Raw genomic sequence first — 15794 nt, forward strand, 5'->3', positions numbered from 1 at the left:
CGCTCTTCCGCCGGCTAATACCATTAGGCTTCTAATATGAGTTCCCCATCCGAGCGGTACAGGGCGGCAACAGCAAGAGCAGCCCATGCCAAGACCAAGCTCTTCGCGTTTACGCAAACCCTGGGATTCGAACTGGATCCCTTCCAGCGGGAGGCCTGCGAGGCACTGGAACGGGGCAGGGGAGTGCTGGTGGCAGCGCCGACCGGGGCCGGGAAGACGGTCATCGGTGAATTCGCGGTCTATATGGGTCTGCAACGAGGCCTGAAGGCCTTCTACACCACGCCTATTAAAGCGTTGAGCAACCAGAAGTACACGGAGTTGGTCCACGTCTATGGTGCCGAACGTGTCGGGCTGCTGACCGGGGATGTTTCCATCAATCCGAACGCGGACGTGGTCGTGATGACCACCGAAGTACTGCGCAACATGCTCTACGCCAATTCCCAGACACTGGACGAACTGGCCTATGTCGTGATGGATGAGGTCCACTATCTGGCGGACCGTTTCCGCGGCGCAGTCTGGGAAGAAGTCATCATCCATCTGCCCAGCAGCGTGCAGTTGGTATCGCTGTCGGCCACTGTTTCCAACGCGGAGGAGTTCGGCGCCTGGCTCGATACCGTGCGCGGGGACACGGACGTGGTGGTTTCGGAACACCGGCCCGTGCCGCTGTGGCAGCATGTGATGGTCGGGCCGGATATTCTGGACCTCTTTGCCTCCGACGTTGCGTTTGATGAGGCGGCACCCGCCATGTCGCCCGGAACCGGAACCGGAGCCGCGGACCGCTTCGAGGTGAACCCCGAACTGCTGGAGCTGGCGTACTCCGAGCAGAAGCTCAACCGGGCCGCCAATTGGGGACGTGCCGGAGCACGCCGGGGCAAACGCGCACCGACGAGGCCGCAGCAGCCAATGAGCCGGGTGCGCAGGGCCTCGCGTCCGCAGGTCATTGCGCGTCTCGATAAGGAAGGACTGCTTCCGGCGATCACCTTCATTTTTTCGCGGAACGGGTGCGATGCGGCCGTCAGGCAATGCTTGGATGCCGGATTGTGGCTGACCACCGAGGCTGAGCGCGATGAGATCGTCCGGCGGGTGGATGAAGCGGCCCAGGACATTCCCGAGGAAGATCTGGGTGTGCTCGGTTTCTGGACCTGGCGCGAGGGGCTGGTGCGGGGTCTGGCGGCCCACCATGCCGGCATGCTGCCGACCTTCAAAGAGGTGGTGGAGAAGCTATTCGCGGACGGCTTCGTCAAGGCCGTCTTCTCCACCGAAACACTGGCTCTGGGCGTGAATATGCCCGCCCGAACCGTGGTGCTGGAAAAGCTGGACAAGTTCAATGGCGAAGCCCACGTTAACATCACGGCCGGCGAGTACACCCAGCTGACCGGCAGGGCCGGCCGCAGGGGCATCGACGTCGAGGGCCATGCGGTTGTCCTCTGGCAGCCGGGAACGGATCCTGCGGCGGTGGCCGGTCTTGCCTCGCGCCGCACCTATCCGCTCAATTCCAGCTTCCGTCCGACCTACAATATGTCGATCAATCTCATCGCCCAGTTCGGCCGGCCAAAGGCTCGCGAAATACTCGAAACTTCCTTTGCCCAGTTCCAAGCGGACAGGTCCGTGGTGGGACTCGCGAAACAAGTTCGCAGCCGGGAAGAATCTCTTGCCGGCTACGCCAAATCCATGACGTGCCATCTCGGCGACTTCACCGAGTACGCGCGATTGCGGCGGGAACTGAAAGAGGTGGAAACCCAATCGGCGAAGTCCCGGACCCGGCACCTGCGTTCCGCGGCAGCCGCTTCTCTCGAACGTCTGCGCCGGGGCGACATCATCGATATTCCCGGCGGACGTAGCGAGGGATACGCCGTGGTCCTGACTCCGGACGCGTCCGGCTTCGAGCCACGGCCCACAGTCTTGACGATGGACAAGCAGATCCGGCGAATTTCGGCCCAGGATCTCGAAGGGCCGGTCGAGGTCCTGTCCACTATCCGTGTGCCGAAGGCGTTCAACAGCCGCAGCCCCAAGGAACGCCGCGATCTGGCGTCGTCGCTGCGCAATGCGCTGCATGAAAACAGGCCGCCTCGGAGGGGAAGCGACCGTCACAACTTTGCAGTGCCGGGTTCGGAACGGCAGGAACAGCAGATTACGGAGCTGCGTCGGAAACTTAGGTCCCACCCTTGCCATGGCTGCAGCGACCGTGAAGACCATGCCCGCTGGTCCGAACGCTGGTGGAAGCTCCGGCGGGAAACGGACCAATTAATGGGGCAGATCCAGGGCCGTACCAATACCATCGCTAAAACCTTTGACCGTGTCTGCGACCTGCTCGACACCTATGACTACCTCGAAACACATCCGGACGGCAGAGTCACAATCAGCGCGGCTGGCAACAGACTCCGCCGGATTTACGGCGACCGCGACCTGCTCGTGGCGTTGTGTATTGAAAACGGTGCTTTCGAAGACCTGGACGCCGCCGAATTCGCCGCTTTCGTCTCCTGTCTCGTTTTCCAAGCCAAACGGGAGGAGACCGGCATCCGGCCGAAGATGCCGAGCGTGTCGCTGGAAACGGCGGTCGATATTGCCGTCAGAGAGTGGTCGGTCCTGACCGACAGGGAGGAACAGCACAAGCTGCCTCTCAGCGGCGAACCAGAGCTTGGCCTCATCTGGCCCATGTACAAGTGGGCGCAGGGACGGTCCCTGCTGGCAGCCCTCCAAGGGACTGAACTGGCGGCAGGAGACTTCGTGCGTTGGGCCAAGCAGGTCATCGATCTGCTTGACCAGCTGGTCAAAGTGCCCGACATTGAACCGAAGATGGCGGCACTCAGCCGGCAGGCCATCGTTCTGGTCCGGCGCGGTGTGGTCGCCTATTCCGCAGTAGCGGAATAGGCGAGCCGTTCGTTCCCCAAGGCCCATTCATCCACCGAGCCCGCCGCCGCCAGCTCTGTGCCAACTGGTTCCGGCGTGAAGATGAACTTTTTATTGATTTACCTTTGATTGGAGTTTCATGAGTGAGTCCCAGCTGACCGAACGCGCGGCAGTATCCGGTCTTTCGCTGTACCGCAACGGTTCCGTGTACAGCCCTGCAGACCCGTATGCCACCGCAATGCTGGTCGACGGCGGAACGGTAGCCTGGATCGGCTCCGAAGAGGCAGCAACATCAATCGCTGACAGCAAGATGGAGATCATCGACCTGCAGGGCAGGCTCGTGGCCCCGGGGTTCGTAGATTCCCATGTGCATGTCACGGACGCCGGCCTGGCTTTGGCCTCGCTCGACTTGTCCCGTTGCAACTCCTTGGCCGAGGTCCTCGACGCCGTTGCCGGCGCTGCGCGTTCCGGCGCGTCCCCGGTGCTCGGGCATGGCTGGGATGAGAGCCGCTGGCCCGAAGGCCGGCCGCCTACAGCTGACGAACTGGAGCGCGCCGGCGGGGGACAGGACGTATACCTCAGCCGGGTTGACGTGCACTCGGGAGCCGTTTCCGCCTCGTTCGCCGCCAGGCTCAGGTTGCAGGCTGAGGAGGGCTGGGACGGCACAGGAGTGGCGCGTACGCGCGCGCTCCAGCTGGTCCGCGCAGCGGCGAATAACCCATCTGCCGCCCGCCGGAGGGACGTACAGCGCCTGGCCTTAAACCATGCCGCGGCGCGAGGCTATGTGGCCCTGGCGGAAATGGGGGCCCCGCACATTGCTCCGGCCGAGGATCTGCTGGGTTTGATTGCATTGGCGGACGACGAGTACCGGTCGCTCCCCAGGATCCTTCCGTACTGGGGGCAGTTGGCGGAATCGGCCGAGCAGCTGCAAGATATCCTCGAGCTGTTCGGAAACAGACTCAAGGGTCTGGCCGGCGACCTCAACATTGATGGGTCCATCGGCTCTCACACAGCCTGTGTGCACAGCGGCTACCAAGACCGGCCTGGCGAAGCCGGAGAGTTATTCCTCTCCGTGGAGCAAGCCGCCAGGCACCTCGAGCTCTGTTCCTTAGCAGGGATCCAAGGCGGCTTCCACGTCATCGGTGACGCAGCGCTCGACCGGGCCATCGAGGCTCTGCAGGTCGCAGCAGATCGTGTGGGAAGTGCCGTGGTCCGCTCGGCCCGGCACCGGTTCGAGCACGTCGAGATGATGTCGTCCGGGGCAGTCGATCGGCTGCTGGAATTCGGAATCACTGCCAGCATGCAGCCGCTCTTCGATGCCTATTGGGGCGGCACGAACGGTTTGTACGCATCGCGGCTCGGAGCTCAGACATCCTTGGGCATGAATGCCATCGGAACGCTCCAGACAGCGGGCATTCCTGTCTGTCTGGGATCGGACGCACCAGTCACGGAGCAGAGCCCCTGGAGGACGGTAAAAGCGTGCCTGGAACATCACAACCCGGAACAGCGCATCTCGGCACGAGCTGCTTTCCTTGCCCACACCAGGGCCGGTTGGCGGGCGGCCCGAGAGCCGAATCCCATGCAGGGACAGTTGGCCCCCGGCACACCCGCCACGTTTGCCGTGTGGGATGTGGCCGAGCTCTCGATCCAGACGCCGGACAGCAGAGTTTCGTCCTGGAGCACGGACGCCCGGGCCGGCACGCCCATGCTGCCCTCGCTGGATACAGACGCCCTCCCCGTATGCTCGCGCACGGTGGTGGACGGGTACGTGATCTATGACAGAGACGTCCACTCGGCTTCCTAATGGTGTACCCGCCGCGGCCGGACGGAGTAGCAGGAAAATAGTCACCAAGATGATGCATTCCGACTTGCCGTACTGACCTGCAGAAATGGGAGAACCCGCAGGTCAAGGCCACATTGACACCCGGTTCTGACCACGTAAGCTTTTAGCTCAATGGGTCGTTTTTGGATAAGCCAATGGCCCAGGCCGGGCTCCGGACCAAACCGGTGCACGTCGTCGGCAGAGTGGAAGTTCTGTCCGGCGGCTGGATGTCCGGTGCTTCCAACGGGTAGGTTTGCGCGTCAGTAGAAAACAGGTTCCGTCCGCTTCGCGGATCCGGTTCCTGGCCCGAAGGCGCGCGAACCTACCCTCTTTTCTGCGGACGCCGTCCGCTCTGTGCGGTTGGGCCAAGGAACGATGACATATACTGGACCGTTGGCGTTCGGCCCGGTCCCGGGGACATGCCCGCGCCATCATATGCGGCAACAGTAGCGAGATCGAAAGGCAGCTGAGTGCGGGTCCTGACCATCATTCCGACGTATAACGAGATTGAGTCCCTGCCTCGAACCTTGGACCGGCTCCGGGCCGTAGCCCCCGCCACAGACGTCCTGGTAGTCGATGACAACTCTCCCGATGGCACCGGAGCGGCGGCGGACACGGTAGCTGCCGCAGACAGCGCCGTCCATGTCCTGCACCGGCAGGGTAAGGAAGGACTCGGCGCAGCCTACATCGCCGGATTCCGCTGGGGCCTCGACGCGGGCTACGACATTCTGGTCGAAATGGATGCCGACGGTTCCCACCAGCCCGAAGAGTTGCAGCGTCTGCTGGATGCTTTGGACCGCGGTGCGGACATGGTCAAAGGCTCGCGGTGGATCCGTGGAGGCAAGGTCGTCAACTGGCCGCTGCACCGGAAGCTGCTCTCACTCGGTGGCAGCTTATATTCGCGGATCCTGCTTGGCGTCCGGGTCAAGGACATTACCGGTGGCTTCAATGCTTTCCGTGCGGAGACGCTGAAGAAGATCGATCTCGAATCCGTTGAATCCGTCGGCTACTGCTTCCAAGTGGACCTCACCTGGAAAACACTCAAGGCCGGACTCGACGTCCGGGAAGTTCCGATCACTTTCGTGGAACGCGAATTCGGGGACTCGAAGATGAGCGGCGGGATCGTACTTGAATCAATCATCCTTGTCACGAAATGGGGACTCCGTTCCCGCTGGCGCAAGCTGACCGGCAGGTCTTAAAGACTGAGGGAGGAGACCGTTTCCGGTCTCCTCCCTCAGCTATGCCTATGTTCTAGGCGGAGCGGCGTTCGCCGCGGCGTTCACGCAGAATGTTCAACCGGTCCTCAAGGATCTGCTCCAGTTCTTCGACCGAGCGGCGTTCCAGCAACATATCCCAGTGGGTCCGGACGGCCTTCTCATTGCTGTCGTCGGGCTTTTCGCCATTGACGAGCAACGCTTCCTTGCCGGTCTTGGAAACCCAGGTCGGGGGGATCTCAGCCTCAGCGGCAAAGGTAACAAAGACCTGCTCGCCATCCTCGCAACGGTATTCCACGCGTTGACGCGGCGCCGGCTCGACACCGGATTCCGTCTCCATGCTCTGCGCTCCGAGACGCATACCCCGCAGGCTACGATCGCTCATGATCTCTCCCTCTTGTCTTATGGTGGGGCGGTGAAATGCACCGTCCCGGCATGACCCGCACTACCTTCAACGCTTCCGGACCATCAACTGTTCCCGGTCGGCAGCGGGCATCAGCTTCGCGGCAAACAACCAATTATAGTCCGGAATGGCCGCGAGGGTAAAGGCGGATATTTCACAACAGGCCCCGGGCAGGGCTGCCGTGGTCCTCGCCCGGTCCGCCGCCGGCAGCATCAGGGCTTGCCCCGTCCGGTGTCGCAGCCCCCAGGACACTGCCGATACCCTTGAGCGCCTCACCGACTTCGCTGGGGATAATCCACAGTTTGTTGGAGGATCCGTCTGCAAGCTTGGGCAATGTCTGAAGGTACTGGTAAGCGAGCAGTTTTTGGGTCGGATTGCCTTTATGGATGGCATCGAACACCTTCTGGATCGCCTGCGATTCACCGTCGGCACGGAGAATGGCTGCTTTGGCGTCGCCCTCGGCTTTGAGGATGGCCGCCTGGCGTTCACCTTCAGCGGTAAGGATCTGCGACTGCTTCACACCTTCCGCTGTCAGGATGGCCGCCCGCCGGTCCCGGTCTGCACGCATCTGCTTTTCCATGGAATCCTGGATGGAGTGCGGCGGGTCGATCGCCTTGAGTTCCACACGCGAAACACGGATGCCCCAGCGGCCGGTTGCCTCATCCAGGACACCGCGCAGCTGACCGTTGATCTGGTCCCGGGAGGTCAGCGCCTCTTCGAGGTTCAGCCCGCCCACAACGTTTCGCAAGGTCGTGGTGGTTAGCTGTTCGACGGCCTGGATGTAGTTGGCGATCTCGTACGTCGCGGCACGGGGATCGGTCACTTGAAAATAGATGACCGTGTCAATGGATACGACGAGGTTGTCTTCGGTAATAACGGGCTGCGGCGGAAACGACACGACCTGTTCGCGCAGATCCAGCAGGGGCAGGAGCCGGTCAACGAACGGGATCAGGATGGTCAGTCCGGGGTTGAGCGTGCGCTGGTACTTGCCCAAACGTTCGACTACGCCCGCACGCGCCTGCGGAATAATCCGGACGGCGCGGACCAACACAATGAACACAAAAATGATCAGGACCAGCAGCACTATCCAGATGCCGATATTGGTATCCATAGCTCCCCTTCAGTTGTTATTCGCGTCCTGTTGGTCCGGATGCTGAGCCATCCGTCAGGCTGAGTGCGTGATGCGCCCTTCATCTTTGCCGGCTTACTGCGCCGGATATGGCCCCGGCTCCGCGGCAGGGTAGACGACGGCGGTGGCTCCTTCGATCCGTGCCACGGCTACCCGTGCCCCGGCCGGGATTGCCGAGCCATCGCTCGAACGTGCCGTCCAGGTGTCGCCACCGATCTTGACCATGCCGGAGTGGTCCGTGACGGGTTCCAGCGCCATGGCCGATTCACCGATCAGCCGGTCGACGTTGGTGGCCCGGTCCCGGGGACCGCGACGCAGGTGGCGCAGCCCTACGGGACGCACCACAAGAACCATGAGCAGCGCCACGACGCAGAAAACAACCACCTGGATCCAGAACGGCCAGGCGAGCAGTGCGGTGAATAAGGCGATCAGAGCCCCGAAGGACATCATGATGAAGAACAGGTCGAGCGTCATCATCTCGACGATCGCCAAAACAAGGAACAGCGCCAGCCAGAGGACCCAGCTGTTGATGACGAGCCATTCAAGCATCGGTTCCCCCTGTTGCAGGTAGGTACGCGGGACCACGAACACGCCACAGACGGCATGTGGTCCACAGCACCATCATGCCTGATTTGCCTGCACTTGTGGCGCTTTCCAGCCCGAACTTCGCTGCAGCGCGGAAACTGTGGCCAACTCGTGACCACAGCAGGTGCAGTGCGGGCAGCTGCCCTTCCGCCCGACGACGCTAGCGGGCGCTCTTTCGGAAAACGCTGAGCGTAAACCGGGCTTCGACTGCCAGCGGTGTCTCCGGTTCCTGGAGCACGGCCGCTTCATCACCCTGCTCAAGGACTGCGCCGGCATGGTGGGCGTTCGGGCCCATCATCACCACATTCCGCATATCTTCGCCCTTGAGCTGCATCGGGACGGACAACGAATCCGCGGACACCGGCGTAAAGCCCTGAGCCAGGGAAGCGGCGAGCTTGTCCGACTTGTCCTCGTCCACTGCGAGCAGGGGGAGCCTTGCCCTCAGAGCGTCGAGATGCCCGGGCGCCGGGGTTACCACCAGCAGATGGCCGCCCGGTTTGAGGATCCGTGCATACTCTTCGGCATTGCGCGGGGCGAAAACGTTGATGATCAGATCGACCGCACCACCGGCCAGGGGAAGGGGACGCCAGAGGTCCCACACCAGGCACAGCGCCTGCGGAACTGAACGTGCCGCTCGGCGCAGGGCAAATTTGGACAGATCCAGCGCCACCGTCCTGGCCGCAGGTACGGCTCCAACGGCGGCAGCCAAATAGTGCCCTGTGCCCGCGCCGGCGTCAACGATGACCGGCCGCTCAACGCCCTCCAACAGTCCCGCAACGGTCCCGGCAACCTGCCGGAGCAACGGGTCATAATGTCCCTCATCCAGGAAGGCGGATCTGGCCGCGACCATGTCTGCGGTGTCCGGGATGAAAGATGTTCCGCGCCCGGTGAGCAAGTTGATGTACCCCTGTTTGGCGCCGTCGAAACGGTGGCCGGCCGCGCAGCTGATCCCACCGGCAACCGAGCCCTCGTTGGGCCGCATGTCTTCCGCGCACACCGGGCACAGCAGGAGGTCGACGGATTCCAAGGGCACACTGAGTGAAGGCATAGACCGATCCTAGCGAGACGGCTGCCGCCGGTGTTACCGAAAGGTGACTCGCCCAGGCGCCCGGCATGAGGCTAAGCTCACAAAGATGAAGTCTGAAGAGATTGTTTTACTTAATTCCGTTTCCGCTCCGGCCGTCCATCCCGAGGGGAACCGCGCGGTGGCGTCCGTTATCCGCCCGGACTTCGCTGGCGACGCCTACGTCGGACAGTTGTGGGAGATACCGCTGAACGACGACGGCGGTATGCCGCGCCGCCTGACCCGCGGCTTCCGTGATACCGCCCCTAAATTTGCGCCCGACGGCGGCACCTTGGCTTTCCTGCGCGCGGCACCCGGGGAAGCGCCCCAGCTTTTCGCCGTCGAGAGCAGGGGAGGGGAACCGGTACAGCTGACTGACCGGAAGCTCGGTGTCACCGGTTTTGCATGGTCATCCGATTCGGCCAGCCTGGTCTTTGCCGCACCGGTACCGGAAGAAGGACGTTACGGCACCGTGGAGGGAGTCGGCGCCGATGCCGAGGACGCCCGGCTGATCACCGGCTATAAGTTCCGTCTGAACGGCGCCGGGTACACGAACGACAAGCGCGCCCAGCTCTTCCGCCTGGCTGCACCCGATCTGCAGGCCGAGCCGCCGATAACCCCGGTTGGCCGGGCCAAGAAGCAGGCTGAAGGTGAGGGCCGCAAGTTCCAGTCGGTGCCGGAACCGGTCCAGCTGACCCACGGCGCGGCGGATCACCAGTCGCCGCAGTTCTCAGCCGACGGCGGCCGCATCTACTTCAGCGCCTCCCTGCACGCAGAGGCCGACAGCGACTTGGTCTCGGACATCTACTCCATCGACACGGACGGACTGGATCTGCGCAAGCACACGAACCTGCCGGACCAGCCGGCGCAGTGGATTAGCGCAGACCTGCCGGCGCCCAGCCCCGACGGCCGCTGGCTGTTCTTCCTGGGCAGCGAACTCGGGGAAAGCGGCACAGACTTCGTGGCACGGAACACCGGCCTCTACGTGGCGCCCACGGATACCAGTGCTCCCGCCCGAAGGCTGACCGACGCCGAGACGATCGACCTAAGCGCCACCAGCGGTGAGCTGGTTGCGGTGGGCGATGACGCCGTCGTCGTTCTGAACAGCGCACGCGGAGCCGTGGAACTGCTGCGCCTGAACGCCGCCGGAGAGTTGCAGGTTCTGGTGGACGGCCGGCGCCAGGTGACCGGGACAGGTAGCGCCGGCGGATCGCTTGTTGCGAGTTTCACCGATCCCGGTACCGCCGGGGATGTGGGCCTCGTGACCCCGGCGGGTTTGCACGTTGTAACCGATTTTTCCGCCGCCCTGCGCGCTGCATCGCCCCTGGCGGAGCTGCGGGAGGAAACCTTCACTGCGGCCGACGGATACCCGGTGCACGGCTGGGTGCTGCTGCCGGAAGGCGAGGGCCCGCATCCGGTGCTGCTGACCATTCACGGCGGGCCTTTTGCCCAGTACGGCTGGGGGCTTTTCGACGAGGCCCAGGTCTACGTGGCGGCCGGGTATGCCGTGCTGATGTGCAATCCGCGCGGCGCCGCCGGCTACGGGCAGGCGCATGGCCGGGCCATCAAGGAGGCCATGGGGACGGTGGACCTGGTTGACGTACTCGCGTTCCTGGAGGGCGCGCAGGAGAAGTATCCGCAGCTGGACCGCGACCGGATGGGCGTGATGGGCGGTTCCTACGGCGGCTACCTCACCGCCTGGGCCATCTCCCAGGACCACCGTTTCGCCGCCGCGATCATCGAGCGCGGTTACCTCGATCCGCCGTCGTTCGTGGGATCCAGCGACATCGGCTGGTTCTTCTCCGGCGAATACACGGGGACCGATGAGGAGGGCATCCGCAGCCAGAACCCGTTTGCCCAGATCGGCAACGTTGGGACGCCGTCGCTCATCATCCACTCGGAGGAAGACCTGCGGTGCCCGCTGGAGCAGGCCCACCGGTACTACGTGGCGCTCAAACAGCGCGGCGTGCCGGCCGAGCTGCTGATTTTCCCGGGGGAGAACCACGAGCTTTCGCGCACCGGGACGCCCTGGCACCGCAAGCAGCGGTTCGACGAGATCCTGCGCTGGTGGGCCAACTACCTGCCCACTGCCCGGAACCAACCCGGCACGCCCGAGCGGTCCGGCGAAGCCGCGGAACTGGAACCGGCCGCCGGCTGAACTCAGAAGCGCAGTTCCCCGCGGGCGCGCTCGATGGTCGGCTGCGCCCAGCGGCTGCTATATTCCGCGCTGGTGCACAACGAGCGGGTGGCGGCCTTGTCGATGTAGACCACGCCGTCCAGGTGGTCCGTTTCGTGCTGCACAATGCGGGCCGGCCAGCCGGTGAACTCTTCGGTCCTGACCGTTCCGTCCGCGCGGAGATAGTCGAGTTCCACTATCCGGTGACGCTCCACGACGGCCTGGTAGCCGGCAAAGGACAAACAGCCTTCAAAGAACGATGCCGTGTGGTCGCCGATGGTGCGGACGTGCGGGTTGATCGCGGCAAAGAACGGCAGCGGTTGCCGTTCGCGTGCGCCGGCTATCTCCGGTCCCACGGTGGCGGGATCTTCCAATACCGCCAGGCGCAAGGGGATGCCGATCTGCGGTGCCGCGAGGCCGACCCCCGGTGCGGCATGCATGGTTCGGCGCATCAGCTCCAGCAGTGCGTGGAGTTCGGCGTCCTCGATCTGGCCGTCATAGGGAACCGCAGCCTGCCTCAGGACCGGGTGTCCCAGCTGGACGATCTGCGGCAGCTGCTCCCGCTCCAGCACTGCCGCCACTGCTGCGCGGATGTCGGCTGCCCTCAGTCGTGACACGATGCGTTTCTCCGTCCGTTCCGGTAATGTCCCGTCAGCTTTGATCCTATCCACGGCCGAGGCGGGCGCTGGCCTGGCCGAGGCTGCTTGGGCGGCGCCTGCGACTCGTTGCTCAGGCGCTGCTGGAACAGTAGTGCTGGTAACGGGCATCCAGCACGCCCTGGGGATCGGCCGCCGCGACCTCCACGGTCAACGATCCCGTTTCGGCCCGGTCGACGGTGATGGCAATGGTCGCCGCTGAATGATCCGGGTCCTGCTGGCAGCGCACCGGTTGCAGCGCGGCCGGTACGGACAGGCTGTCCCCGGGACCGAGGCGCGTTCCGCCGGCCCTGTCCGGCACCCAGTCCGCGCCACCGCTGAAGCGCGGTGAGTACAGGGTCACGGCAAGGACAAGCACGGTTGCCTCGGACTTATTCGCCACTGTCAGCAGGACAACGTCGTCGTTGTTGCTGCCGTCTGCGGCCCCGACAGACGCGCTGAGTTGCTCGACGGTCGCCGGAGGCCCGTCCAGCTGCACGGGTTGCCCGCCGGACGGGTCAGGGGACGCGGCGCCGCGAGGAGATTCCGAGGCGCCGGAACTGCAGGATGCCAGCCAAAAAACCGCCACGAGAAGCAGCAGGAATGTCCGCCATCTCCTGGCCTGTAACGGCAGGAGCTGCCGGCCCGTCCACATGCAGCCATCGTACGTTCCAATCACGACGGCGGCGACGTCGCTTAAGGTAGACAGTGGACCGTTGAAGCACCGCAGGAACCTGGTTGGACCAATCCGGACGACGCCGTCAAGACAGCCGCGGCATCCCGAATGACAGATGGAGACATAATGAGCATGGTCACCAACACGGATATTCAGTCGCCTGGGCTGCCCCTTGCAGACAGCCACGACCTGATCCGCGTACAGGGCGCACGCGAGAACAACCTCAAGGACATCAGCGTCGAGCTCCCGAAACGCCGGTTGACCGTCTTCACGGGTGTCTCGGGCTCGGGCAAAAGTTCACTGGTCTTCGCCACGATCGCGGCGGAGTCCCAACGCATGATCAACGAGACTTACAGCGCCTTTGTACAGGGCTTCATGCCGACGCTCGCGCGCCCCGACGTCGACTATCTGGAGGGCCTGACAACCGCGATCATTGTCGATCAGGAGCGGATGGGCGCCAACCCGCGCTCCACCGTCGGCACCGCCACCGATGCCAACGCGATGCTGCGCATTCTCTTCAGCCGGCTTGGCGATCCGCACATCGGCTCGCCCAATGCCTACTCCTTCAACGTGCCTACGGTGAAGGCCAGCGGAGCGATCACGGTCGAGCGCGGCAACAAGACCAAGGCGGAGAAGGCGACCTTCAACCGGCTGGGCGGCATGTGCCCGCGGTGCGAGGGCATGGGCGCCGTCAACGATTTCGACCTGACGGCGCTGTACGACGACACCAAGTCGCTTGCTGACGGGGCGCTCACGGTTCCCGGCTACAGCATGGACGGTTGGTACGGACGGATCTTCAGTGGCGCCGGTTTGGACATGGACAAACCGATCGGGAAGTTCTCCAAAAAGGAGCTCCACAAGCTGCTCTACTCGGAGCCGACGAAGATCAAGGTGGAAGGCGTCAACCTCACCTTCGAGGGCGTGATCCCGAAAATCCAGAAGTCCATGCTCTCCAAGGACGTCGAGGCGATGCAGCCGCACATCCGTGCGTTCGTGGAGCGGGCCGTGACGTTCACGACCTGCCCCGAGTGCGACGGCACCCGGCTGAGCCAGGAAGCCCTGTCCTCAAAGATCAAGGGCAAGAACATCGCTGACCTTTGCGAGATGCAGATCAGCGATCTGGCCGAATGGATCAGGGACCTTGATGAGCCGTCAGTGGCCCCGCTGCTCAACGGCCTGCAGCATCTGCTCGACTCCTTCAAAGAAATCGGGCTGGGCTACCTCTCGCTCAATCGGCCGGCCGGCACCCTGTCCGGCGGCGAGGCACAGCGCACCAAGATGATCCGCCACCTCGGATCCTCGCTCACCGATGTCACCTACGTGTTCGACGAACCGACGATCGGCCTGCACCCGCACGACATCGAGCGGATGAACCAGTTGCTGCTGCAGCTGCGGGACAAGGGCAACACGGTGCTCGTCGTGGAGCACAAGCCGGAGACCATCGCTATCGCCGACCACGTCGTCGACCTCGGGCCAGGCGCGGGTACGGCGGGCGGCAGCGTCTGCTTCGAGGGCTCCGTGGAGGGACTGCGGGGGAGTGACACCATCACGGGCCGCCATCTGGATGACCGGGCGAGCCTCAAGGAAACAGTGCGCCAGTCGTCTGGCGCGTTGGAAGTACGCGGCGCGTCGATGCACAACCTCCGGAACGTCGACGTCGACATCCCGCTGGGGGTGCTGTGCGTCGTTACGGGCGTCGCCGGATCCGGCAAGAGCTCCCTGATCCATGGTTCGGTTGCCGGCCGCGACGGCGTGGTGGTGATCGACCAAGGCGCCATCCGCGGTTCGCGGCGGAGCAACCCCGCCACCTACACCGGCCTGCTCGAGCCGATCCGCAAGGCATTCGCCAAGGCCAACGGTGTGAAGCCCGCGCTCTTCAGCTCGAACTCTGAAGGCGCCTGTCCAACGTGTAACGGCGCTGGCGTCATCTACACCGACCTAGGCGTGATGGCCACTGTGGAATCCACCTGCGAGGACTGCGAGGGGAAGCGGTTCCAAGCAGCAGTGCTGGAATACACGTTGGGTGGCCGGAACATTGCCGAAGTACTCGCGATGTCGGTGACAGAAGCCGAGGAGTTCTTCAACGAGGGCGAGGCACGCACGCCGGCCGCCCACAAGATCCTCGACCGGCTCGCCGACGTCGGGCTGGGCTACCTCAGCCTCGGCCAGCCCCTCACCACGCTCTCCGGCGGCGAACGGCAGCGGCTCAAGCTCGCCACCCAGATGGCAGAAAAGGGCGACATCTACGTCCTCGACGAGCCGACAACCGGGCTGCATCTGGCCGACGTCGAGCAACTGCTCGGCCTCCTCGACAGACTCGTCGACGCAGGAAAATCGGTCATCGTCATCGAACACCATCAGGCGGTCATGGCGCACGCCGACTGGATCATCGACCTCGGCCCCGGCGCCGGCCACGACGGCGGCCGCCTCGTCTTCGAGGGAACACCCTCCGAGCTTGTTGCCGCTCGCGCCACCCTCACCGGCGAGCATCTCGCGGCCTACGTGGGCGCCTGATCTCCGAGGGCGGCGACTACCGAGCTTGCGCGTCGTCGCCGCCCTGACCCACGGCAGTTTGGCCGGGGGAGCGGTGGGGCGACGCCACCTGATGGCGGCACTCATGTCCCGGGCCAGCACTACGACGCGTCCCTCAACCTGCTCTCCATCTGAAGACAGCTCTGAAGCCGATTGCTCAGCAGGTCCTGCGGCCAGGTCGGGCCGCGGGACCACGTAAGTGCAACGACGACGACGGCGGCGGGCGCACAAGGGTGGTGCACTAGTTATGTCAAGTAGTGCTGATTTGGGGTTATCCAAGCCGGCATGCATGGAGTAAAGCCCTCATGACGTGACAGCAGCTCAGGAGATAGCCGCAGCATGGGCGGCATCCCAGAAAAGCGAACCAATCCGCATCTTCAAGGTTCTGCAGGTTTACGCGCTGAAAACCGCGGCCAGGAATACGCCCATGCAAAGTAACGCCATGAATCGCCGTCGTTAGCGGACTCTACGAACTGCACCGTGGACAGCATCAGTAAAGTTGCTGTGCAGCCGTCGCCGTCCGACTGAACCGAAGTTCTCGCTGCATCGCTCATATGCCACCACCAGCAACGCTGATATTCCGCCACTCCCAGCCGCTTCATTTAACTGGCATGCGCGGGTATTCATGGGCCGGGAGTAGGCGATTTCCGCCGTTGCCATTAGCCCTCTTAACAGATTGCCCTCTCGAAAGTTCGGACCGTGTCGGCCG

General features: G+C 63.8%; 11 protein-coding genes. 5 read left to right on the forward strand and 6 right to left on the reverse strand.

What is annotated here, in order from left to right:
• The first annotated feature begins 36 nt into the window (after window positions 1-36).
• The 3 genes from AC20117_RS18670 to AC20117_RS18680 all read left to right on the forward strand — a co-directional run bounded on the left by AC20117_RS18670 (window position 37) and on the right by AC20117_RS18680 (window position 5871).
• A complete protein-coding gene (locus AC20117_RS18670) occupies window positions 37-2871 on the forward strand; it encodes a DEAD/DEAH box helicase (protein ID WP_074702365.1) in 2835 nt (944 codons plus the stop codon).
• 118 nt (window positions 2872-2989) lie between these two features.
• Window positions 2990-4654 carry an amidohydrolase gene (locus tag AC20117_RS18675; RefSeq protein ID WP_074702364.1) on the forward strand — a complete coding sequence of 555 codons (1665 nt, stop codon included), beginning with the start codon at window positions 2990-2992 and terminating at the stop codon, window positions 4652-4654.
• A gap of 488 nt (window positions 4655-5142) precedes the next feature.
• Complete coding sequence (locus AC20117_RS18680) at window positions 5143-5871, forward strand: polyprenol monophosphomannose synthase (RefSeq protein WP_074702363.1); 729 nt, start codon at window positions 5143-5145, stop codon at window positions 5869-5871.
• A gap of 52 nt (window positions 5872-5923) precedes the next feature.
• On the opposite strand, the gene AC20117_RS18685 is transcribed toward AC20117_RS18680, so the two are convergent.
• From AC20117_RS18685 to AC20117_RS18700, 4 genes are all read right to left on the reverse strand, one after another.
• Window positions 5924-6271: an RNA polymerase-binding protein RbpA gene (locus AC20117_RS18685; protein WP_074702362.1), complete on the reverse strand. Its 348-nt coding sequence runs from the start codon at window positions 6269-6271 to the stop codon at window positions 5924-5926.
• A 172-nt stretch (window positions 6272-6443) separates the two neighbouring features.
• Window positions 6444-7400 carry an SPFH domain-containing protein gene (locus AC20117_RS18690; RefSeq protein WP_074702361.1) on the reverse strand — a complete coding sequence of 319 codons (957 nt, stop codon included), beginning with the start codon at window positions 7398-7400 and terminating at the stop codon, window positions 6444-6446.
• 93 nt (window positions 7401-7493) lie between these two features.
• Window positions 7494-7967 carry an NfeD family protein gene (locus AC20117_RS18695; RefSeq protein WP_074703414.1) on the reverse strand — a complete coding sequence of 158 codons (474 nt, stop codon included), beginning with the start codon at window positions 7965-7967 and terminating at the stop codon, window positions 7494-7496.
• Window positions 7968-8163: 196 nt separating this feature from the next.
• Window positions 8164-9051, reverse strand: coding sequence for a putative RNA methyltransferase (locus AC20117_RS18700; RefSeq protein WP_074702360.1), 888 nt, complete (start codon window positions 9049-9051; stop codon window positions 8164-8166).
• Between the two features lie 85 nt (window positions 9052-9136).
• Here AC20117_RS18700 and AC20117_RS18705 point away from each other — a divergent pair, with 85 nt between their 5' ends.
• Window positions 9137-11224 (forward strand): S9 family peptidase, encoded by a 2088-nt coding sequence (locus tag AC20117_RS18705; protein WP_074702359.1) that lies wholly within the window; start codon window positions 9137-9139, stop codon window positions 11222-11224.
• A 2-nt stretch (window positions 11225-11226) separates the two neighbouring features.
• Here AC20117_RS18705 and AC20117_RS18710 read toward each other — a convergent pair whose 3' ends face one another.
• Together AC20117_RS18710 and AC20117_RS18715 are read right to left on the reverse strand one after the other, a co-directional pair.
• The gene (locus AC20117_RS18710) at window positions 11227-11859 is read right to left on the reverse strand and encodes a peptide deformylase (RefSeq protein ID WP_335644344.1); all 633 of its coding nucleotides are present in this window, start codon (window positions 11857-11859) and stop codon (window positions 11227-11229) included.
• A 112-nt stretch (window positions 11860-11971) separates the two neighbouring features.
• Window positions 11972-12466 carry a hypothetical protein gene (locus AC20117_RS18715; RefSeq protein ID WP_074702358.1) on the reverse strand — a complete coding sequence of 165 codons (495 nt, stop codon included), beginning with the start codon at window positions 12464-12466 and terminating at the stop codon, window positions 11972-11974.
• Window positions 12467-12679: 213 nt separating this feature from the next.
• Here AC20117_RS18715 and AC20117_RS18720 point away from each other — a divergent pair, with 213 nt between their 5' ends.
• Window positions 12680-15067 carry an ATP-binding cassette domain-containing protein gene (locus tag AC20117_RS18720; RefSeq protein ID WP_211482317.1) on the forward strand — a complete coding sequence of 796 codons (2388 nt, stop codon included), beginning with the start codon at window positions 12680-12682 and terminating at the stop codon, window positions 15065-15067.
• The last annotated feature ends 727 nt before the right edge of the window (window positions 15068-15794 follow it).

Origin of the sequence: Arthrobacter crystallopoietes (genome assembly GCF_002849715.1) — a bacterium.
In the GTDB taxonomy this organism is placed as follows: Bacteria; Actinomycetota; Actinomycetes; order Actinomycetales; family Micrococcaceae; genus Crystallibacter; species Crystallibacter crystallopoietes.